This window comes from Streptomyces sp. cmx-4-9 (assembly GCF_046548835.1).
Classification (GTDB): domain Bacteria; phylum Actinomycetota; class Actinomycetes; order Streptomycetales; family Streptomycetaceae; genus Streptomyces.
In genome coordinates this window covers 208217-227969 of sequence record NZ_JAEBEE010000007.1, presented here as the reverse complement: position 1 = coordinate 227969, position 19753 = coordinate 208217, and the positions used below count along the sequence as shown (strand labels likewise).

Annotated in this window: 17 protein-coding genes and 2 tRNA genes; 12 read left to right on the top strand and 7 right to left on the bottom strand. The window is 71.8% G+C overall.

Features of this window, described 5'->3' with window-relative positions; genetic code table 11:
* Nucleotides 1–27 precede the first annotated feature (27 nt).
* Entirely contained in the window at nt 28–1266 is a 1239-nt protein-coding gene (locus ACLJTM_RS22680; protein ID WP_411105509.1) for a GNAT family N-acetyltransferase, read from the bottom strand.
* A 117-nt stretch (nt 1267–1383) separates the two neighbouring features.
* Between ACLJTM_RS22680 and ACLJTM_RS22675 the strand changes: the two genes are divergently transcribed.
* Nucleotides 1384–2526, top strand: coding sequence for a PP2C family protein-serine/threonine phosphatase (locus tag ACLJTM_RS22675; protein ID WP_411105508.1), 1143 nt, complete (start codon nt 1384–1386; stop codon nt 2524–2526).
* 64 nt (nt 2527–2590) lie between these two features.
* Here ACLJTM_RS22675 and ACLJTM_RS22670 read toward each other — a convergent pair whose 3' ends face one another.
* Nucleotides 2591–3235, bottom strand: a complete 645-nt coding sequence (locus ACLJTM_RS22670; RefSeq protein WP_411105507.1) for a DUF4232 domain-containing protein — start codon at nt 3233–3235, stop codon at nt 2591–2593.
* A gap of 730 nt (nt 3236–3965) precedes the next feature.
* Between ACLJTM_RS22670 and ACLJTM_RS22665 the strand changes: the two genes are divergently transcribed.
* The 4 genes from ACLJTM_RS22665 to ACLJTM_RS22650 all read left to right on the top strand — a co-directional run bounded on the left by ACLJTM_RS22665 (nt 3966) and on the right by ACLJTM_RS22650 (nt 6744).
* Entirely contained in the window at nt 3966–5360 is a 1395-nt protein-coding gene (locus tag ACLJTM_RS22665) for a pyridoxal phosphate-dependent decarboxylase family protein (RefSeq protein WP_411105506.1), read from the top strand.
* Nucleotides 5357–5812 carry an HD domain-containing protein gene (locus tag ACLJTM_RS22660; RefSeq protein WP_411105505.1) on the top strand — a complete coding sequence of 152 codons (456 nt, stop codon included), beginning with the start codon at nt 5357–5359 and terminating at the stop codon, nt 5810–5812. Before ACLJTM_RS22665 ends, ACLJTM_RS22660 begins: the two co-directional genes overlap by 4 nt.
* Before the next feature lie 176 nt (nt 5813–5988).
* Nucleotides 5989–6183 (top strand): hypothetical protein, encoded by a 195-nt coding sequence (locus ACLJTM_RS22655; RefSeq protein WP_266936682.1) that lies wholly within the window; start codon nt 5989–5991, stop codon nt 6181–6183.
* A 123-nt stretch (nt 6184–6306) separates the two neighbouring features.
* Nucleotides 6307–6744, top strand: coding sequence for a hypothetical protein (locus tag ACLJTM_RS22650; RefSeq protein ID WP_411105504.1), 438 nt, complete (start codon nt 6307–6309; stop codon nt 6742–6744).
* 47 nt (nt 6745–6791) lie between these two features.
* On the opposite strand, the gene ACLJTM_RS22645 is transcribed toward ACLJTM_RS22650, so the two are convergent.
* Together ACLJTM_RS22645 and ACLJTM_RS22640 are read right to left on the bottom strand one after the other, a co-directional pair.
* Nucleotides 6792–7514, bottom strand: a complete 723-nt coding sequence (locus ACLJTM_RS22645; RefSeq protein WP_411105503.1) for a hypothetical protein — start codon at nt 7512–7514, stop codon at nt 6792–6794.
* Between the two features lie 319 nt (nt 7515–7833).
* Nucleotides 7834–7904 (bottom strand) — tRNA-Gly (locus ACLJTM_RS22640).
* Nucleotides 7905–8101: 197 nt separating this feature from the next.
* Here ACLJTM_RS22640 and ACLJTM_RS22635 point away from each other — a divergent pair.
* From ACLJTM_RS22635 to clpX, 5 genes are all read left to right on the top strand, one after another.
* Nucleotides 8102–8178: transfer RNA gene (locus ACLJTM_RS22635), tRNA-Pro, on the top strand.
* 187 nt (nt 8179–8365) lie between these two features.
* Nucleotides 8366–9754: a trigger factor gene (gene tig / locus ACLJTM_RS22630; RefSeq protein ID WP_411105502.1), complete on the top strand. Its 1389-nt coding sequence runs from the start codon at nt 8366–8368 to the stop codon at nt 9752–9754.
* 316 nt (nt 9755–10070) lie between these two features.
* Entirely contained in the window at nt 10071–10688 is a 618-nt protein-coding gene (locus ACLJTM_RS22625; protein WP_030026957.1) for an ATP-dependent Clp protease proteolytic subunit, read from the top strand.
* A 55-nt stretch (nt 10689–10743) separates the two neighbouring features.
* Nucleotides 10744–11418 carry an ATP-dependent Clp protease proteolytic subunit gene (locus ACLJTM_RS22620; protein ID WP_411105501.1) on the top strand — a complete coding sequence of 225 codons (675 nt, stop codon included), beginning with the start codon at nt 10744–10746 and terminating at the stop codon, nt 11416–11418.
* 153 nt (nt 11419–11571) lie between these two features.
* Nucleotides 11572–12858, top strand: a complete 1287-nt coding sequence (clpX, locus tag ACLJTM_RS22615; RefSeq protein ID WP_411105500.1) for an ATP-dependent Clp protease ATP-binding subunit ClpX — start codon at nt 11572–11574, stop codon at nt 12856–12858.
* 82 nt (nt 12859–12940) lie between these two features.
* Here clpX and ACLJTM_RS22610 read toward each other — a convergent pair whose 3' ends face one another.
* Nucleotides 12941–13882, bottom strand: a complete 942-nt coding sequence (locus tag ACLJTM_RS22610; protein ID WP_411105499.1) for a hypothetical protein — start codon at nt 13880–13882, stop codon at nt 12941–12943.
* A gap of 127 nt (nt 13883–14009) precedes the next feature.
* On the opposite strand from ACLJTM_RS22610, the gene ACLJTM_RS22605 reads away from it, so the two are divergent.
* Complete coding sequence (locus tag ACLJTM_RS22605; RefSeq protein ID WP_411105498.1) at nt 14010–16631, top strand: valine--tRNA ligase; 2622 nt, start codon at nt 14010–14012, stop codon at nt 16629–16631.
* A gap of 104 nt (nt 16632–16735) precedes the next feature.
* On the opposite strand, the gene ACLJTM_RS22600 is transcribed toward ACLJTM_RS22605, so the two are convergent.
* Nucleotides 16736–17323 carry a vitamin K epoxide reductase family protein gene (locus ACLJTM_RS22600; protein ID WP_411105497.1) on the bottom strand — a complete coding sequence of 196 codons (588 nt, stop codon included), beginning with the start codon at nt 17321–17323 and terminating at the stop codon, nt 16736–16738.
* A 163-nt stretch (nt 17324–17486) separates the two neighbouring features.
* On the opposite strand from ACLJTM_RS22600, the gene ACLJTM_RS22595 reads away from it, so the two are divergent.
* Nucleotides 17487–18638, top strand: coding sequence for a sensor histidine kinase (locus tag ACLJTM_RS22595; RefSeq protein ID WP_411105496.1), 1152 nt, complete (start codon nt 17487–17489; stop codon nt 18636–18638).
* A gap of 7 nt (nt 18639–18645) precedes the next feature.
* On the opposite strand, the gene ACLJTM_RS22590 is transcribed toward ACLJTM_RS22595, so the two are convergent.
* Entirely contained in the window at nt 18646–19695 is a 1050-nt protein-coding gene (locus ACLJTM_RS22590) for a rod shape-determining protein (protein ID WP_411105495.1), read from the bottom strand.
* Nucleotides 19696–19753 lie beyond the last annotated feature (58 nt).

Sequence of the window (19753 nt, the reverse complement as noted above, 5' to 3'; positions counted from 1 at the left end):
CGCGGGCCGGCCGCCCGGCGGGCCCGGTCAGAACCCGTGCGGGAGCCAGGGCGCGACGTCCCCGGCGAAGGCCCGCGAAGCCTCCGTCAGCGCACCCGGACGCAGCTCGCGCACCCGGCCGGCCGCCGCCAGCGCACCGAGGGCGACCCCGCCCAGGTACACCGCGCCCAGCTCCCGCACCGACAGCGCCAGCTCCGCCGGGTCCGATGTCCGGGTGCAGGAGGCCTTTGCGCCGTTCGCGGCCACCGTCAGCCGCCAGCGCCCCGCGTTCCACGGGCAGAACGCGTCCTCGACCTCCAGGACCACGTCCACCGCCGCCCCGTACGCCCGCGCCTCCAGCGCCGCCGGCAGGTCCACCAGCCGGACGTGGAGCCCGTCGCGCACGGTCGGCCGCGACCAGCGGACATCGCTGACCAGATGCAGCAGCGGATCGTCCACCGGCCGCTTGCCGGTGCGCACCGTCCAGGTCAGGTCGATGGAGAACAGGTAGCGCCACAGCGCCGCCGTCGCCGCCGGATCCAGCGCATCCAGGTCCGCGACCTCGACCTTCCCCTCCGAACCGGCCGCACTCCAGTCCGCCTTGACCCGGTAGCGAGCGTACCCGGCCACCCCGCCGTCCGCCCGCTCGGCCACCACGCACTTCAGCGGGGAGGCGCCGCCGCGGTCCTCGGGCGGATCGGAGACCGCCGCCCGCTCCCAGCCGGGCTGCCGGGCCAGCATCCCCGGACGCCGGGCGACCAGTTGCGCGTACACCCGCTCGCAGTCGGGCAGCGCCCGCACCGGGTCGACCAGCCGCAACCGCACCCCGTCCGTCCCCGGCGGCACGTTCAGCCGCACCCGCGCGGTGTCGACCTCCAGAGCCACGGAGTACGTCGCCGTGCCGTAGCCGAAGCGCCCGTAGATCGCCGGATCCGAAGCCGTCAGCACCGCCAGCGCCTCGCCGGCCACGCGCACGTCGTCCAACTGGCGCCGCATCAGCGAACTCAGCACCCCGCGGCGGCGGTGCGTCGGCGTCACCCCCACCATGGTGACCCCCGCGGCGGGCACCAGCGCCCCGCCCGGCACCGCGACACGGAAGCTGAACGCCGAGGCGGAACCCACGCACTCCGCGCCGTCCCACACCCCCAGCGAGCGCGCCGGCTCGGTCAGGGAGCGGAACAGTTCACGCCCCTGCGGGGACTCCGCCACACCACCGAACGCCAGTTCCAGGTGATCGAACCAGACATCCCACTCGTCCTGCTCCAAAACGCGCATCTCAAGAGCCATGCGATCATCCTTACCAGGGCATTCCGCCGCGGGCGAAGGGTTTTCGGGCCGCAATGTGCCCACGGTCCCGGGGTACCCCTGCGCATCCACAGCCAGGATGGATAGGGTCCCGAAGCAATGGCCGGAGCACGAGTGGAACCCCTCCTGGCCCGGATGCGCATGCTGTCGCACCGGGGCCGCACAGCCCTGCGGAAATCCGCCGTCGACTACTTCCGGGGCGACGGCTCCGACTGGCTCGCCTTCGGCGGGCTCCTCCTCACCGTGCCCGCCATCGCCTGGGGCACGATCATGCTGCCCGTCTGGTTCTCGCCCGCCGCGCTCGTCCTGCCCATCGTGGCCGGAGGGCTGCTGCTGCGCCCCGCCAGCCTCCTCGCCCTGTACGCGGCCTCCGCGGCCGCACTGATCGTCGAAGCCCTCGTCCTCGGCCCGTACACCCAGGGACCGGCCCGGGTCACCCCCGGTGTGGTGCTGGTCGTCGCCGCCTGCGGATTCTTCGGGCTGCTCATCGCCCAGTTCCGCAGCCGGGTCGGCGTCCCCTGGCGGCGCGGGGGCACCATGCTCTTCGACCTCCGCGAACGGATCCGCGTCCAGAGCAAACTGCCCGCCCTGCCCCGCGGATGGCACCGCGAGATGGCCCTGCGTCCGGCCGGCGGCCAGTCCTTCTCCGGAGACTTCGTCGTCGCCGCCCGCACCAACGGCGGCCGCACCCTGGAGATCGTCCTGACCGACGTCTCCGGCAAGGGGATGGAAGCCGGCTCCAGGGCCCTGCTGCTGTCCGGTGCCTTCGGGGGACTGCTCGGCGCCCTGCCACCGCACGGCTTCCTGCCCGCCGCCAACGGCTACCTGCTCCGCCAGGACTGGGACGAGGGCTTCGCCACCTCCATCCACCTCGTCCTGGACCTGGAGAGCGGCGACTACGAACTCCTCTCCGCCGGGCACCTCCCCGCGCTCCAGCTCTCCGCCGGCACGGGCCGCTGGCAGGAGAAGACCGGCGAGGGCCCGCTGCTCGGGGTCTACGACGGCGCCGAGTTCCTGCCCGCCCGCGGCAACCTCCGCCGCGGCGACGTCCTCATGCTCTTCACCGACGGCCTCGTCGAGACCGCCGACCGCGAGATCAGCGAGGGCATCGACCGGCTCACCGGCGAAGCCGACCGCTACGTGGCCTCCGGCTGGGACGGCGCCGCCTGGCACCTCATCGAGAAGGTCGCCAAGGACGTCAACGACGACCGCGCCCTGCTCCTCATCCGCCGCTCACCCTGACGCACCGCCCGCGGCGCGGGCGGGACGGCGCCGGGCGGGCGCGGGGCCGCGTCGGGCGGGGGCGTCAGCGCCGGGGGGAGGCCGCCCGCCACGGCCCGATCCCCAACCGGCCGGTATTGCCGAGGTCGACGGGCCGGGTCAGCTCCAGCGTCAGCCGCGGGGCACCCGGCTTCGGCGTCACCTCCAGCGCCCAGCCCTCGACCGCGGGCACCGAGGAGTCCGTGACCAGGTTGCGCCACACCGTCGTCAGGGAAGCGGCCTGGCCGGGCTTCAGCAGCACGCGCTCCGCCGGCGCGTCCACGGCCGGGACCTGCGAGGTGATCGGGGCCGAACCGTGCCCGACGGCCACCTCCACCGGCCGGCGCGCCTTGTCGAGCAGCCGGACCTCGGGAAACCCCTCCAGCACGTAGTCGACGGCGCCGCAGTTGAGGAGCTCGTACCCCTCCACCCGCAGGCTCATGGCCGCGTCCCCGCCGCCTTCGGCCAGCCGCACCCCGCCCTCGGGACACGCCTGCCCGGACGCCCCGGCGGAGGGCCGCGCAGGCGGCTGCCCCACGGACGGCCGCGCGCTGCGCTCCGCAACCCCGGCGGTCGGCCCGGGCGCGGCCTGCGGAGCCGGCGGCACCTCGCACCCCGCCAACACCCCCACCAGCACCCCGACCCCGCCGAACACCCCGACCACGCCCCGCCCCCACACCCCGTCCACCATCCCCCGACCCTACGCACCCACCCCAACCCGGCACGAACGCAACCGCGTTGCACCGGCACCCTGTACGCCCCCGGGCCGGACTGGGCCCCTACGCCCCCCCGGCGGACGCCAGCCGGTACGCCTTACCGGACTGGCCTCGTACGCCCTGCCCGGCGGACGCGGCCCGTACGCCCTGACCGCCCGGCGCGCCCCGCACACCGACCCCCGACCGCTCCGGGCGGCGGAGGCTACCCCGGCGACCCCGCCGGGGTAGCCTCCGCCGGGGTCTACCCCGGCGGACCCCGCCGGGCCGGGCCGACCCCACCCGCCCGCCGGGCCCACCTGGCCGCCGGGCCCCGACCGCCGGGCCCCGACCGCCGGGCCCCGCCCGGCCCGCCATCCGGGCCGCACCCGAACGCCGGGCTCCGTCGGGCCGCCGGACTCCGCTGGGCTGCGCCCGCCCAACCGCCGGGCCCCACCCGGCCGCCGGGCTACGTCGGGCTTCGCCCGCCCGACCGCCGGGCTGCCGGGCTCTGCCCACTCGGCCGCCGCGCGACGTCGGGCTCCGCCCACCCGGCCGCCGGGCCCCGCCCACCCGGCCCCGCCCGCCCGCCGGGCTCCGCCGGGCCCCACCCACCCGCCAGGCCCGCCCGACCGCCGGGCCCCGCCCCGCAGCGGGACCGGCGGCGCGCCGGCCACCCGGGCCGGATTGGCCCGTCCCCGGCGGACCGGCGGGGCCTACCGTGCCCCCATGGACCGCACACTCGCCGCCGACCTCGCCCGGCTCCCCGACCTCCTCGACGCCACCCTCCGCGCCGCCGCGGCCGCACTGACCACGCTGGACGCGCGCCCCGTCGTACCGCCGGCCGGTTCGCCGTACGACCCCGCACCCCCGGCCCTGCCGGAACACGGCGCCGGCGCCGCAGAGGCCCTCGCCGCCTTCCAGGAGCGCTGGGCCCCGCGGCTCTCGGCGTCCGCCGGCCCCCGCTACCTCGGCTTCGTCACCGGCGGAGCCACCCCCGCCGCCCTTGCGGGGGACTGGCTCACCGCCGCCCACGACCAGAACTCCAACTCCGCCCTCGACGGCGCCGGCCAGCAGCTCGAACGCGAGACCGTCGGCTGGCTCCGCGAGCTCTTCCACCTCTCACCCGCCCACACCGGCACCTTCGTCAGCGGCGCCACCATGTCCAACACCACCGGGCTCGCCATCGCCCGGGAATGGCTCGGCGAACGCCTCGGCGTCTCCCCGGCCGAGGACGGCGCCGCCGCCCTCGGCCCCGTCCGCGTCCTGTCCGGCGCCCCGCACTCCTCCATCGGCAAGGCCCTGTCCGTCCTCGGCCTGGGCCGCCGCGCCCTCGTCCCCATCCCCACCCTCCCCGGCCGGGAGGCGGTCGACCCCGCCGCCCTGGACCGCGCCCTCGCCGACACCCCCGGTCCGGCCGTGGTCGTCGCCAACGCCGGCACCGTCAACACCGTCGACTTCGACGACCTGCGGGCCGTCGCCGCCCTCAAGGACCGCCACGACTTCTGGCTGCACACCGACGCCGCCTTCGGCGCCTTCGCCGCCCTCTCCCCGGAGCACGCACACCTCGCGGACGGCCTCGACGCCTCCGACTCCCTCTGCGTCGACCTGCACAAATGGCTCAACGTCCCCTACGACAGCGCCGTCCAGTTCACCCGCCGCCAAGACCTCCAAGCCCGCGTGTTCCAGAACTCCGCCGCCTACCTCGGCCCCCTCGGCGACCACCCCGACCTGGTCCACCTCACCCCCGAGAACTCCCACCGGCTGCGCGCGCTCGCCGCCTGGTTCACGCTCCGCGCGTACGGACGCCGCGGCCACCGCGAGATCGTCGAACGCGACATCGCCTGCGCCCGCGCCCTCGGCGAACGGCTCCGCGGCGACCCCGCCTTCACCCTCCTCGCCCCGGTCCGCCTCAACGTCGTCTGCTTCACCCTCGCCGCCGACCCCACCCCCGCCCGGCTGACCGCCCTGCGCGAGGCCGCGGCCGCCGAGGTGTTCGTCACCCCGACCGTCTACGGGGGAACCCCCGCCCTGCGCGCCGCGTTCTCCAACTGGCGCACCACACAAGCCGATGTGGACCGGATCGCCCGAGCCCTCGGCGCCGCAGCAAGGGAGACCGCATGACGAGCAGCCCCCTGACCCTCCTGGAGGTCGAGGCCGTCGCGCGCGCCGCGCACGAAGGGCAGACGGACAAGGCCGGCCGGCCGTACGCGGAACACCTCGCGGCCGTGGCCGAAGGCGTCCGCCTGCGCGGCGGCAGCCCCGAACAGCAGGCCGCGGCCTGGCTGCACGACGCGGTGGAGGACGCGGCGCTCAGCCTCCACTGGCTCGACGCGGCAGCCCTCCCGCAGCAGGTCAAGGACATGGTCCTCGCGGTCACCAAACGCCCCGGCGAACCGGTCGAGGAGTACGCGGCCCGCATCCTCGCCACCCCGGGCGCCCTGCTGGTCAAGGAGGCCGACCTGGCGCACAACGCCGATCCCGTACGGCTGTCCGTACTGGACGAACCCACCCGCGCACGGCTGTCCGCCAAGTACGCCCACGTCCGCTCCCTGCTCGGCCTCACCGCCCCGTGACCGGATCCGGACGGCCTCCACGTGCCCGCTGAACCCGCGGCCGGCGCAAACAGAACGACGGTGATTCGTCACGGAGCGGATAGCCGGGGCCTGTTGGTGGGAGGATGGTCCATGTGGGGGTGTGCGTGGCCGTGCGCCCCGGGCCGACCAGAGGACGACCGAAGGTGTGATCAGTAGTGGCCATTTCGCTCTCAGTGGTGGTTCTGTTGGGCGTCATCCTGGTGGTGCTGATCCGCGGCAACCACATCAAGGCGGGACCCGCCATCATCGCCGCCCTGTTCGGCTTCTTCCTCGCGTCCAGCTCCATCGCGGACGACGTGAACCGCTTCCTGAACTCCCTCGCCACGATGATCGCCAACATCAAGCTGTAGCCCCCGGCACGCACCTGCCGGGCGAGCCCCGCACCGCCCCCCGGCACGGCCGCTCGGCGCGACAGGGAAACGCGCCGGTTTCCGGGGGCGAATTCCACCGTAAGCTGGCGATATGGTCGGCCGGTGTCTGGAACGCGACGGAACTGGCTGTGGATCCTGCCGGCGCTCGCCGGGGTGATCGGTCTGCTCGCCCTGCTCACGGTTTCCACCGGGCCGGGCGCCGGCCGGGTCTCCCTGCAACCCGCTCCCCGCTCCGACGGGGACGGTGACCAGGTCATCTTCCGGAAGGAAGTCACCGAAGACCGCAAGTCCCTCTTCGACGGGGTCCTCTCCTACCTGCCTCCGCAAACGGTCGACGTGGGCGACACCCTGGAGTTCCCGGCGCGGCTCATGGCGATCGCCAGCGACGCACCGCCCGATTCGGTGCCCGGCCGCGTGGTGGCCCGACGCTCCCTGCGGGTGGGCGGGGTCCAGAAGGCGTACCTCTCCGAGCCGGGCAAGGACGTGGCCGACTCCCCGGCCCCCGGCGCACAAAGGACGACCCGCAGCCCTGACGACTGATCACGGCCCCGGGAGCGCATGAGGGTCGAGTAGAGGCCGTACGCCGGTCAGGGGGCGAACGCGGCGGCCACCCGGGACAACCGATCAGCCGGCAGCGCAAAGTGGTTGGCGGGGTTGCGGGAGGAGTACGCGCCGTCGTTGACGGAGGAGCCGCGACTGTCTGTTTTCCAGCGCGCGGGGCCAGGTGCCCCCTGAGTATTCAGGAGAACGGCTCCGAGGGCTTCGGGGTCCTCCACGCCGGTACAGGCGCACAAGGCGGCCGCCAGGCGCTCCACAGCATCCCCTGGTAGTTCGTCGTCACCCAACGCGGGAAGCAGAAGCAGCAGCCGGGCATGCGGGTCGGTGGTACTCCCGCCGGGCAGCGCGTTGTCCGCAGCCGCCACCAGCTCGGGCCAGGACAGGCCCGGCCCTATGCAGTGCCCGTCGTCCCGGGCGAGCAGCTCGGCTTTCTCCCAGTCGGGGTGGTGGAGGAGGTAGTCGGTGCCGGCCTCGTCCGTGAGGGTGCGATAGACGACGTGGAGGCGGTGATCGCCGGCGAGCGGGATGGTGAAGGTCGGCCACTTCGCCTGCTCCCACAACCGCCTTTGGAACTCGCCTGCCGCGTCGTAGTCCGCGCCGAAGAGGAGTTCCTCGGCTCCCTCCGCTCGGGCACACGAGGAGAGATGCCCGAGCCAGAACAGCGGCTCGTCCAGGAATCCCGTCTCGTGTGTGAGGGGGCCACCGTCGTACCCCGCTATCCGGTCAGGATGCAGGTCTGCGCTGTTCGTCACGCAGGACATCATGCCGCTCCCGGGCCAAGCTCCGGGGTCGAGGTCCGCCCGGGGTGCGGAGGTCACCGCGGGAGCCCTGGTGGTGGACCACGCCGCGGCGCGCGTCCGGCGGTCCGTCGACGAGCCGGGCAAGGGGCAGTCGGCCACAGCACCGCTCGCGCCCCGCTGGTCCACCGGCACGCCCGTGCGGGCCGGGACGGGCTGGGCGCCGATGCGCTCAGCGGGCACGCGGGGGACACGGCGGGCTGATCGCAGGCTCCGGGAACGACCAAGGGCCAGGTCGAGGAGATGTCCTCTGACCTGGCCCTTCAGTACGGAGAGCGGGCGACGGGAATCGAACCCGCGTAGCTAGTTTGGAAGACTAGGGCTCTACCATTGAGCTACGCCCGCAGCGTGTGCGCCGCCGTACGGGACCGCGGCACGGACAGCATCCTAGCGGGTCGGGCCGGGGGATCGCACACCCCGTGCGCGGCCGCGGCGCTCGCCCGGCGGGGCGGTGCGGGGCGGAACCGCCGGAAAAGCCCGCGGAACCGGGAAACCCAGCACATCGGAGGGTCTCCGGGCATGTACCCTACGTGTCGCACCGACGGGGTGTGGCGCAGCTTGGTAGCGCGTCCGCTTTGGGAGCGGAAGGTCGTCGGTTCGAATCCGGCCACCCCGACCACCAGCAGGGTCCCCTTCGTCCTCCGCGGGGGGTTTCCACAAGATCGCGTTGTGGGCTGATTGCCGCTTGCGGTTACTATGCAAGCTGCGTGCCCGTGTGTCTGATGTACCGGGCCGAAGTCCGCCGAACCGCTGCATCTCAGCGTGACGGCAGAATCCCCAGCAGTCAGCCACAAGGAGACCGAACCGTGAAGAGCGCCGTGGAGACCCTGAACCCGACTCGGGTTCGGCTCACTGTTGAGGTGCCCTTCGAGGAGCTCAAGGACAGCCTCGACGCGGCGTACAAGAAGATCAACCAGCAGGTCACGGTGAAGGGCTTCCGCAAGGGCAAGATCCCCGCCCGCGTCATCGACCAGCGCTTCGGCCGCGGTGCGGTGCTGGAGGAGGCCGTCAACGACGCCCTCCCGAAGTTCTACACCGAGGCCGTCAACGAGGCCGACCTGAACCCGCTGGGCCAGCCCGAGGTCGACATCACGGAGCTGAAGGACGGCGAGCTGCTGGCCTTCACCGCCGAGGTCGACGTGCGCCCCGAGATCGAGATCCCGGACTACTCCGGCATCGAGGTCGAGGTCGACGCCATCGAGGTCTCCGACGAGGACGTCGAGAAGTCCGTCGAGCAGCTGCGCGGCCGCTTCGCGTCCACCAAGGACGTCGAGCGCGCCGCCGAGGAGGGTGACGTCGTCGTCATCGACCTCGAGGCCAAGGTCGACGGCGAGGTGCTGGAGGACGGCGTCGCGTCCGACGTGTCCTACACCATCGGCTCGGGCGAGCTGCTCGAAGGCATCGACGAGGCCGTCAAGGGCCTGGAGGCCGGCGGCGAGGCCACCTTCACCTCGCAGCTGAAGGGCGGTTCCGCCGAGGGCAAGGACGCCGAGGTCACCGTCAAGGTCACCAAGGTCTCCGCCAAGGAGCTCCCGGAGCTGGACGACGAGTTCGCGCAGATGGCGAGCGAGTTCGACACCCTGGACGCCCTGAAGGCCGACAGCCGCAAGCGCCTTGAGGACATGAAGCAGTACGACCAGGCCACGCAGGCCCAGGAGCGCGTCCTGGAGAAGCTGCTGGAGCTCGTCGAGGTCCCGATCCCCGAGAAGCTCCTCGCGGACGAGGTCCAGACCCGCAAGCACAACCTGGAGCACCACCAGCTCGGCCAGATGGGTCTGACCATCGAGAAGTACCTGGAGTTCCAGGGCAAGACGGTCGAGGAGTTCGACGCCGAGACCTCCGAGCAGGCGATCAAGGGCATCAAGACCCAGTTCGTCCTCGACGCGCTGGTCAACAAGGAGAAGCTGGGCGTCGACCAGGAGGAGCTCACCGAGCACCTCATGCGCCGCGCCGCCTCCTCCGGCATGTCCCCCGACCAGTTCGCCCAGGCCGTCGTCGAGGGCGGCCAGGTCCCGATGCTGGTCGGCGAGGTCGCCCGCGGCAAGGCCCTCGCGGTCGTCGTCGAGGCCGCCAAGGTCGTCGACACCAAGGGTGAGGTCGTCGACCTCTCCGACGAGGACGAGGAGCAGGCCGCCGAGACGGTCGAGGCCGCGGCCGAGGGTGACGCCGAGGACAAGGCCGACGAGGCCAAGTAGGACCGCCGGCCGCACCGCGCGGCCGCCCGCAGCAGTGGGCGGTACTGCCGGCGCAGCCCGCTGAGCAGTGCCGAAGGGCCCGGACGCCGTTGCGTCCGGGCCCTTCCGCACGCTCCCCGCAAGGGTTTGCGACCTTGCGCTCCGAGCGAACAGTTCGGGAAGCGGGATGGCGTTGTCCCACCTGCGCGTTAGGGTCCATGAATACGAGGGCACGGGAGTACCCGGATGCCGGCGGACTTGTCCGTACCGGTGGGGCCGCGCCCCAGAACGAGACGCTGAGACGGCACATGGCCGTCGGAGACGAGCAGGTGGATACGTGACGAATCTGAAGCCTTACGCCGCGGGTGAGCCGTCCATCGGTGGCGGCCTCGGCGACCATGTCTACAACCGGCTGCTCGGCGAGCGCATCATCTTCCTCGGCCAGCAGGTAGACGACGACATCGCGAACAAGATCACGGCGCAGCTCCTCCTCCTGGCCGCCGAGCCGGAGAAGGACATCTACCTGTACATCAACAGCCCCGGTGGCTCGGTGACGGCCGGCATGGCCGTCTACGACACCATGCAGTACATCCCCAACGACGTCGTCACCATCGGCATGGGAATGGCGGCCTCCATGGGCCAGTTCCTGCTCACCGGTGGCGCCAAGGGCAAGCGCTTCGCCCTGCCGAACACCGACATCCTGATGCACCAGGGCTCCGCCGGCATCGGCGGCACCGCGTCGGACATCAAGATCCAGGCCCAGTACCTGCTGCGCACCAAGCAGCGGATGGCCGAGATCACCGCGTTCCACTCGGGCCAGACGGTGGAGGCGATCATCCGCGACGGTGACCGCGACCGCTGGTTCACCTCCGAGGAGGCCAAGGACTACGGCCTGATCGACGAGATCATCTCGGCCGCGTCCAACGTTCCGGGCGGCGGCGGCACCGGGGCCTGACCTCCGGCACCACCGTCAGTACCCCGCAGCCGACAGCCCGCAGAACGCCACCAGGATGGTGAACACCCAGATGTACATGAACAACCTCTCTCCCGCGAGCGGCCTCCACACCGGTCCCCAGGTGGACAACCGCTACGTCATCCCGCGCTTCGTGGAGCGCACTTCGCAGGGCGTGCGCGAGTACGACCCGTACGCGAAGCTCTTCGAGGAGCGCATCATCTTCCTCGGCGTGCAGATCGACGACGCCTCCGCCAACGACGTCATGGCGCAGCTGCTGTGCCTGGAGTCGATGGACCCGGACCGTGACATCTCGATCTACATCAACAGCCCCGGCGGCTCCTTCACCGCGCTGACGGCGATCTACGACACGATGCAGTTCGTGAAGCCGGACATCTCCACGGTCTGCATGGGCCAGGCGGCCTCCGCCGCCGCGGTCCTGCTCGCCGCCGGCACCCCCGGCAAGCGACTGGCCCTGCCGAACGCCCGCGTGCTGATCCACCAGCCGTCCGGCGGCACCGGCCGCGAGCAGCTCTCCGACCTGGAGATCGCGGCCAACGAGATCCTGCGCATGCGCGACCAGCTGGAGTCCATGCTGGCCAAGCACTCGACGACCCCGCTGGAGAAGATCCGCGAGGACATCGAGCGCGACAAGATCCTCACTGCCGAGGACGCGCTCGCGTACGGCCTGGTCGACCAGGTCGTGTCCACCCGAAAGATGAACGCGGCCTGATCCTTGCCGCCAAGTGGCGTGGGCCCGTCGCCGGATTCGGCGATGTGAACCACGTCAAGGGGGCCCCGCACGGGGCCCCCGGCAAGGTACCGTCGGATATGAGGCACCAGGAGCGCTGAACCAGGCGTCTCCCAGGCGAAGGGGAAGCACCTCGTGGCACGCATCGGTGACGGCGGCGACCTGCTCAAGTGCTCGTTCTGCGGAAAGAGCCAGAAGCAGGTGAAGAAGCTCATCGCAGGACCCGGTGTGTACATCTGCGACGAGTGCATCGACCTCTGCAACGAGATCATCGAAGAGGAGCTCGCGGAGACCTCCGAGGTCCGGTGGGAAGAACTCCCCAAGCCCCGTGAGATCTACGAGTTCCTGGAGAGCTACGTCGTCGGCCAGGAGCCGGCGAAGAAGGCGCTCTCCGTGGCGGTGTACAACCACTACAAGCGGGTCCAGGCCGGTGAGAACGGCGGCGCACAGGGCCGTGAGGACGCGATCGAGCTCGCGAAGTCCAACATCCTGCTGCTCGGCCCGACCGGCTCCGGCAAGACCCTGCTGGCGCAGACGCTCGCCCGCATGCTGAACGTCCCGTTCGCCATCGCCGACGCCACGGCGCTGACGGAGGCCGGGTACGTCGGCGAGGACGTCGAGAACATCCTGCTGAAGCTGATCCAGGCGGCGGACTACGACGTCAAGAAGGCCGAGACCGGGATCATCTACATCGACGAGATCGACAAGGTCGCCCGCAAGAGCGAGAACCCGTCGATCACGCGCGACGTCAGCGGCGAGGGCGTGCAGCAGGCCCTGCTGAAGATCCTGGAGGGCACGACGGCCTCCGTTCCGCCGCAGGGCGGGCGCAAGCACCCGCACCAGGAGTTCATCCAGATCGACACGACGAACGTGCTCTTCATCGTGGGCGGCGCCTTCGCGGGCCTGGAGAAGATCATCGAGTCGCGTGCGGGCGCGAAGGGCATCGGTTTCGCGGCGACGATCCGCTCGAAGCGCGAGATCGAGGCCAGCAACCAGTTCCAGGAGGTCATGCCGGAGGACTTGGTGAAGTTCGGGATGATCCCCGAGTTCATCGGCCGTCTCCCCGTCATCACCTCGGTGCACAACCTGGACCGCGAGGCCCTGCTGCAGATCCTGATCGAGCCGCGCAACGCCCTGGTGAAGCAGTACCAGCGGCTGTTCGAACTCGACGGTGTGGAGCTGGACTTCGAGCGCGAGGCCCTCGAAGCCATCGCGGACCAGGCGATCCTCCGCCAGACCGGCGCGCGCGGCCTGCGCGCCATCATGGAAGAGGTCCTGATGTCGGTGATGTACGAGGTCCCGTCCCGCAAGGACGTGGCCCGCGTGGTCATCACCGCGGACGTGGTCCGCTCCAACGTCAACCCGACGCTGGTCCCGCGCATCGTCCCCAAGGACCAGGGCCCGCACGAGAAGTCGGCCTGACCTCTGCACGGCATGCGGCAAGCGGTACGCAAAGGGGCGCCCCCGAGGGGGCGCCCCTTTCGCATGCGGCCGCGGTGCGCTGCTACTTCTTCACGCGGGCCGTGTTGTAGAGCTTCCCGGCGAGTTCCGCGGTCTGCTCCAGGGTGTAGCCGGGCTTGCCGGCGAGCACGGAGGCGATGTCCGTGGCGCTGACGATGCTGAGGGTGCTGTAGTCACCCCAGATGCAGAACGGCAGGGTCGCCTCCTTGGGCCCCTTCTCCGAGGTGTCCTTGGAGGTGAACTTGAAGTTCTGGCACTTCATCACCGCGCCCTTGAACCCGGCCGGGGTGATCGACTTGGGGGTCCCGAGGAGCTCGATCTCGGACTTGCCCTCCTTGGCGATGTTCACCTTGGCCATGGCGAAGTACCCGTCCACCGCCTTCTCGGGGTCGGCGACCTCGCCGTACATGCCCTGGAAGTTGAGGCCCTTGGCCGTCAGGGGGTTCTTCGGGTCGCCGGCCTGGTAGTCCATGCCCACCTGGGTCGGGTCCTTGATGCCCGCCGCCTCGGCCTCCTTCTTCTCCTTGTCGGTGAAGGAGCCCTCCTCGTGCTTCGGGTTCTTCTTGAAGTCGTCCACGGTCTCCGGGGCGACGAGCTTGTAGCCCTTGGTGTCGGCGGACACCGAGCCGGAGCCGCCGTCCTTCAGGAGGAACCAGCTGCCGGCCGCGATCACCGCGACGGCCACGACCGAACTCACCACGATCACGCCGGTCTTCGACTTCTTCGGCGGCTGCTGCGGGGGCATCCCGCCGTACGGGGCCTGCTGGGGGTGGCCGTACGGCGGGGCCGGCGGCTGCTGGGGGTAGCCCTGCGGCGGGACGCCGGGCTGCTGCGGGTAGCCGTAGCCCGGCTGCGGGGCGGGCTGGCCGTAGGGGCCCGGCTGCTGCGGCTGCTGTCCGTACGGACCGGGCTGCTGGGGCTGCTGTCCGTACGGTCCCGGCTGCTGCGGCTGCTGTCCGTACGGCCCCGGCTGGTTGTAGCTCATCGCGCGTCCCCCATGAGGTTGTTTATACGTTCCTCACATCCTGTCGGAAGCCGGGACCGGGAGGGGTGCCGGGCCCCCTGGATTACCGGTTTCATGACTGGACTGTTACCGCTCTAAACTGTGGCTCGTGACCGAGAACACGCAGACACCCAGCAGCCCCGACTCCGAACTGCCGACCCAGTACGCGCCGGCCGAGGTAGAGGCGAAGCTCTACGAGCGCTGGGTGGAGCGTGGCTACTTCGAGGCCGATGCGACCAGCGAGAAGCCGCCGTACACCATCGTCATCCCGCCGCCGAACGTCACGGGCTCGCTCCACCTGGGCCACGCCTTCGAGCACACGCTGATCGACGCCCTGACGCGCCGCAAGCGCATGCAGGGCTTCGAGACCCTGTGGCAGCCCGGCATGGACCACGCGGGCATCGCGACCCAGAACGTCGTCGAGCGCGAACTCGCCAAGGAGGGCAAGTCCCGCCACGACCTGGGCCGTGAGGCCTTCGTCGAGCGCGTCTGGCAGTGGAAGGGCGAGTCCGGCGGACAGATCTCCGGTCAGATGCGCCGCCTCGGCGACGGCGTCGACTGGTCGCGTGAGCGCTTCACCATGGACGAGGGCCTCTCCGAGGCCGTCCAGACCATCTTCAAGAAGCTCTACGACGACGAACTGATCTACCGCGCCGAGCGCATCATCAACTGGTGCCCGCGCTGCCTCACGGCGATCTCGGACATCGAGGTCGAGTACCAGGACGACGACGGCGAACTCGTCTCCATCCGGTACGGCGACGGGGAGGACTCCATCGTCGTCGCCACCACCCGCGCCGAGACGATGCTGGGCGACACGGCCGTGGCCGTCCACCCCGAGGACGAGCGCTACCGGCACATGGTCGGCACCGAGATCGAGCTGCCGCTGACCGGCCGCCGCATCCCGATCGTCGCGGACGAGCACGTCGACCCCGCGTTCGGCACCGGCGCGGTCAAGGTGACCCCCGCGCACGACCCGAACGACTTCGAGATCGGCCAGCGCCACGGCCTGCCGAACCTCGCCGTCATGGACGAGCACGCCATCATCACGGTCCACGGGCCCTTCCAGGGACTGGACCGGCTCGAAGCCCGATCCGCCATCGTCGCCGCGCTGCGCGCCGAGGGCCGGATCGTCGCCGAGAAGCGCCCGTACTCCCACTCCGTCGGCCACTGCTCCCGCTGCAAGACCACCATCGAGCCGCGGCTGTCCATGCAGTGGTGGGTGAAGGTCGGCCCGCTCGCCCAGGCTGCCGGTGACGCCGTCCGGGACGGGCGCGTCACGATCCACCCGCAGGAGATGGAGAAGCGGTACTTCGACTGGGTCGACAACCTGCACGACTGGTGCATCTCGCGCCAGCTGTGGTGGGGCCACCGCATCCCCGTCTGGTACGGCCCGAACGGCGAGGTCGTCTGCGTCGGACCGGACGAGCAGCCGCCCTCGGGTGAGGGCTGGACCCAGGACACCGACGTCCTGGACACCTGGTTCTCGTCGGGCCTGTGGCCCTTCTCCACGCTCGGCTGGCCGCGGCAGACCGAGAGCCTGGCGAAGTTCTACCCGAACTCCGTCCTGGTCACCGGCTACGACATCCTGTTCTTCTGGGTCGCCCGGATGATGATGTTCGGCCTGTACGCCATGGACGGCACCCCGCCGTTCCACACCATCGCCCTGCACGGAATGGTCCGCGACCAGTTCGGCAAGAAGATGTCGAAGTCCTTCGGGAACGCGGTCAACCCGCTCGACTGGATGGACACCTACGGATCGGACGCGGTCCGCTTCACCCTGGCCCGCGGCGCCAACCCGGGTGTCGACGTCCCGATCGGCGAGGACTGGGTGCAGGCTTCCCGGAACTTCGCCAACAAGATCTGGAACGCCACGCGCTTCGCGCTGATGAACGGCGCCACGATCGAGGGCGAGCTGCCGCCGGCCGAGCAGATGTCGGCGACCGACCGGTGGATCCTGTCGCGGCTCAACAAGACCGTGGCCGAGGTCGACGCCTTCTACGAGGACTACCAGTTCTCGAAGCTGTCGGACTCCCTGTACCACTTCGCGTGGGACGAGGTCTTCAGCTGGTACGTCGAGCTGTCGAAGACGACCTTCTTCGCGGGCGGCGAGCAGGCGAAGGTCTCCGGCCGGGTGCTGGGTGAGGTCCTCGACGTCATGCTGCGCCTGCTGCACCCGGTGGTCCCCTTCGTCACCGAGACCCTGTGGACCACCCTCACCGGCCGCGAGTCCCTCGTGATCGCCGAGTGGCCGCAGGACAGCGGCTTCCGTGACGAGGCTGCCGAAGCCGAGGTCCGCAGCGTCCAGTCCGTCGTCACCGAGGTCCGGCGCTTCCGCAAGGAGCAGGGTCTGCAGGACGGCCAGAAGGTCCCGGCCCGTCTGGACCTGTCGGGCACCGCGCTGGCCGCGCACGAGGGCGCCATCCGCCAGCTGCTGCGCCTCCAGCCGGAGGGCGAGGCGTTCAGCGCCACCGCCACCCTGCCGGTCGCCGGTGCCACCGTCGCCCTGGACCTGTCCGGGACCATCGACGTGCCCGCCGAGCGCAAGCGGCTGACCAAGGACCTCGGCGCCGCCGAGAAGGAGAAGCAGCAGGCCGAGGCGAAGCTCGGGAACGAGGCGTTCATCGCCAAGGCCCCCGACAACGTCGTGGACAAGATCAAGGGCCGTCTGGCCAAGGCCGAGGCGGACATCGCACGGCTCCAGGCTCAGCTGGCAGCGCTGCCGCAGGGCTGACGCCCCGCAAGGCCCGCGAAGGCCCCCGTACCGACCGACGGTGCGGGGGCCTTCGCCGTATGCCGTACGCCGTTGCTTCGCCCGTGCCCGTACGCGGGCCGGGGTCACAGCAGGGCGCTGCCGAAGCGGGTCAGGACGAGCACGGCCACCACCCCGTACAGGGTCAGCGGGACCAGCCAGTGGGGGAGGGCCCGCAGCCGTGAGCCGGGGCCGGCCAGCTGGCGGGTGACGTACCAGAACAGCGGGATCACCACCGCCCAGACGACCGCGCACCAGGGGCACAGCGCACCGATCACGTACAGGCACTGGCCGATCAGCCACACCGTGAAGGCGAAGCCCGCGGCGGTCGCCGCCCAGACGCCCTGCCACAGCCGGCGCGGCAGCTCCGCCCCGGCCACCACGGCCGCGCCCAGGGCCGCCAGGGCTGCGAAGCCGGCGATGCCGATCAGCATGTTGGGGAAGCCGAGCAGGTTGCCCTGCCAGGTGGACATCACACCCCCGCAGTTCAGAACGGGGTTGACGGAGCATCCCGGGGTGAAGAGGGGGTCCTCCAGCGTGCGCAGCCGGTCGTGGGTGAGGACGCCCGAGGCCAGCATGCCGACCAGGCCGCCGACCAGCATCAGCAGGCCCGTGCCCCGGGCCGGGCGGGCCGGGCGGTGGGGGCGGTCGGGGCGGGACGCGTGGGTGCTCACCCCGGCGACGCTACGGACGCGCCGCCGGCCACGGCAGAGCGGAAGGTCACGGGCACGCAGGGTCGACGGTCCCGCGGGCCGGGCCGGACGGAGTGGGTGTTGTCACTCCCCAGACCCGCTCGGCTGATCCGATCGCCGGCACCGACCACGGATGATGGAGGGCATGCACGTCAAGCCCCCCGCCTCGGCACTCCACCGGGCCGCGGCCTCCTGCCGCCGGCTCGCCGAGGGCTGGGGCGGTTCACCGAGGGCGCTGGACGTGCTGACCGCCCTCGGCTGCCTCGGGCTGATGGCCCTGGACCTGCCGGGGCTGGCCGCCGCCGACAACTCGCTGAGCGGTCCCCTCGCGGCCGCGGTGCTCGCCGCGGGCTGCGCCACGCTGCTGGTGCGCCGCCGGATGCCGTGGCTCTCGTACGTCGCCGCGCTGCTGTTCATCGGATGGCTGCACGAGCTGACGCTGATCCAGTTCGCGCTGTACTCCGTCGGCCGCTACCGGGGCCGACGGGCCGGGATCGTGGCCACCGTCGGCTTCGTGGGGTTCGCACTGGTGCTGTTCTGCGGGGTGCCGGGCTGGCCGGAGTCCCGGGCCGAGACGCTCAGCGGCTTCCTCAGCCTGGTCGTGCCCATCGGGGTGCTCGCCACGGCCGTCGGCATCGCCGCCTACCGGCACGACCTGGTGGGGGAGCTCACCGCACGGCGGGCCGAGTCCGCGGTGCTGCAGGCCGTCCAGCAGGAGCGCACCTCCGTCGCCCGGGACGTCCACGATTTCGTGGGCAGGGAGCTGACCCTGCTGACGGTGCGCTCCGAGGTGCTGTCGGTACGGGCCCGGACCACCTCGTACGCGAAGGACTTCGAGGAGCTGGCCGACACGGCGCGGCGGGCGCACCTGGTGCTCAACGAGATCATCGTGCAGCGCGGGGAGCGGACCTCCACCCCGGGGGTGGACGGGCTGGCGGCGCTCGCGCGGCAGAGCGGGCAGGCCGGGTCCCCCGTCCGGCTGGCGATGGACGCGGACGCGCACGCGCTGTCGCCACTGCGGCAGGCGGCCGTCTACCGGGTGGTGCAGGAGTGCCTCACCAACGCGGCCAAGCACGCGGGCGGGGAGACCGTCGACGTGACCATCGCCGCGGACGGCCCCCACCTGCGGATCGCGGTCAGCAATCCGCTGCCCGCGCGGGTCCCGGGCCGGGCCCCCGTCTCGGCGGGGAGCGGCACGGCGAGCATGTCCGAGCGCGTGCGCAGCCTGGGCGGCACCCTGACGGCGCGGCGCACGCAGGACGCGTACGAGGTGGTGGCGACCCTCCCGCTGCGCTGACCGGGGGTCAGGCCGTGGCCGGGGCCAGCAGGCCGTTCAGGCGGTCCAGGTCCTCAACGCACCGGCCGGAGCCCAGGGCAACGCATTCCAGCGGATTGTCCGCGACGAACACCGGGATGCCCGTGGCGGAGGCCATCCGCAGGTCGAGACCCGGGAGCAGGGCGCCGCCGCCGGTCAGGACGATGCCGTGCTCCATCACGTCGCCGGACAGCTCCGGCGGGCACTCCTCCAGGGTGGCGCGCACGGCCGCGATGATCGCCTCCACCGGCTCGTCCAGGGCCGCGCGCACGTCCTGGGGGCTCAGTTCCAGGGTCTTGGGCATGCCGCCGACCTTCTCCCGGCCCCGGACGGTGTGCGTACGGGTCTCCAGTTCCGGGCGGTCCGGCACCGGCCAGGCGGAGCCGATGTGGGTCTTGACGTCCTCGGCGGTGCGCTCGCCGATCAGCAGGGCGTGCTCCCTGCGCACCCAGTCCATGACCGCCGCGTCCATCCGGTCCCCGCCGACCCGCAGCGAGCGGGAGGTGACGATGCCGCCCAGGGAGAGCACGGCGACCTCCGAGGTGCCGCCGCCGATGTCCACGACCATGGAGCCGCGGGGCTCGGCGACCGGCAGCCCGGCGCCGATGGCGGCCGCCATCGGCTCCTCGATCAGGTGCACCGCCCTGGCGCCGGCCCGGGTGGCGGCCTGGACGATGGCCCGCCGCTCGACCGGGGTCACGCCCGAGGGGACGCAGACGACCATGCGGGTGCGGGGCCGGCGGCCGGGGACCGCCTTGCGCACGAAGTGCCGGATCATCTCCTCGGCGGCCTCGTGGTCGCAGATCACGCCGTCCTTCAGCGGGCGGATGGCGGTGATGGACCCCGGGGTGCGGCCGATGGTCTCCTTGGCCTCCGCCCCCACGGCCAGCGCGGTGGTCGTGCCCGCCTTGACCGCCACCACGGACGGCTCATCGAGGACGATCCCGTGCCCCCGTGCGTAGACCAGGGTGTTGGCGGTGCCCAGGTCCATTCCTATGTCGCGGCTGGAAGCTGTCTTGTTGGTGCTGGCCTGCGGCATTTGGTCCCCTATCTCCTGTCCGCAAGGCTTGCATAACGATCTGGTCGCCCCCGCCGCC

Excerpts from the sequence above, each read along its gene's own strand:
- ACLJTM_RS22680 (WP_411105509.1), bottom strand. The coding sequence starts at position 1,266 with ATGGCTCTTGAGATGCGCGTTTTGGAGCAGGACGAGTGGGATGTCTGG.
- ACLJTM_RS22675 (WP_411105508.1), top strand. The coding sequence starts at position 1,384 with ATGGCCGGAGCACGAGTGGAACCCCTCCTGGCCCGGATGCGCATGCTG.
- ACLJTM_RS22670 (WP_411105507.1), bottom strand. The coding sequence starts at position 3,235 with ATGGTGGACGGGGTGTGGGGGCGGGGCGTGGTCGGGGTGTTCGGCGGG.
- ACLJTM_RS22665 (WP_411105506.1), top strand. The coding sequence starts at position 3,966 with ATGGACCGCACACTCGCCGCCGACCTCGCCCGGCTCCCCGACCTCCTC.
- ACLJTM_RS22660 (WP_411105505.1), top strand. The coding sequence starts at position 5,357 with ATGACGAGCAGCCCCCTGACCCTCCTGGAGGTCGAGGCCGTCGCGCGC.
- ACLJTM_RS22620 (WP_411105501.1), top strand. The coding sequence starts at position 10,744 with ATGGTGAACACCCAGATGTACATGAACAACCTCTCTCCCGCGAGCGGC.
- ACLJTM_RS22610 (WP_411105499.1), bottom strand. The coding sequence starts at position 13,882 with ATGAGCTACAACCAGCCGGGGCCGTACGGACAGCAGCCGCAGCAGCCG.
- ACLJTM_RS22595 (WP_411105496.1), top strand. The coding sequence starts at position 17,487 with ATGCACGTCAAGCCCCCCGCCTCGGCACTCCACCGGGCCGCGGCCTCC.
- ACLJTM_RS22590 (WP_411105495.1), bottom strand. The coding sequence starts at position 19,695 with ATGCCGCAGGCCAGCACCAACAAGACAGCTTCCAGCCGCGACATAGGA.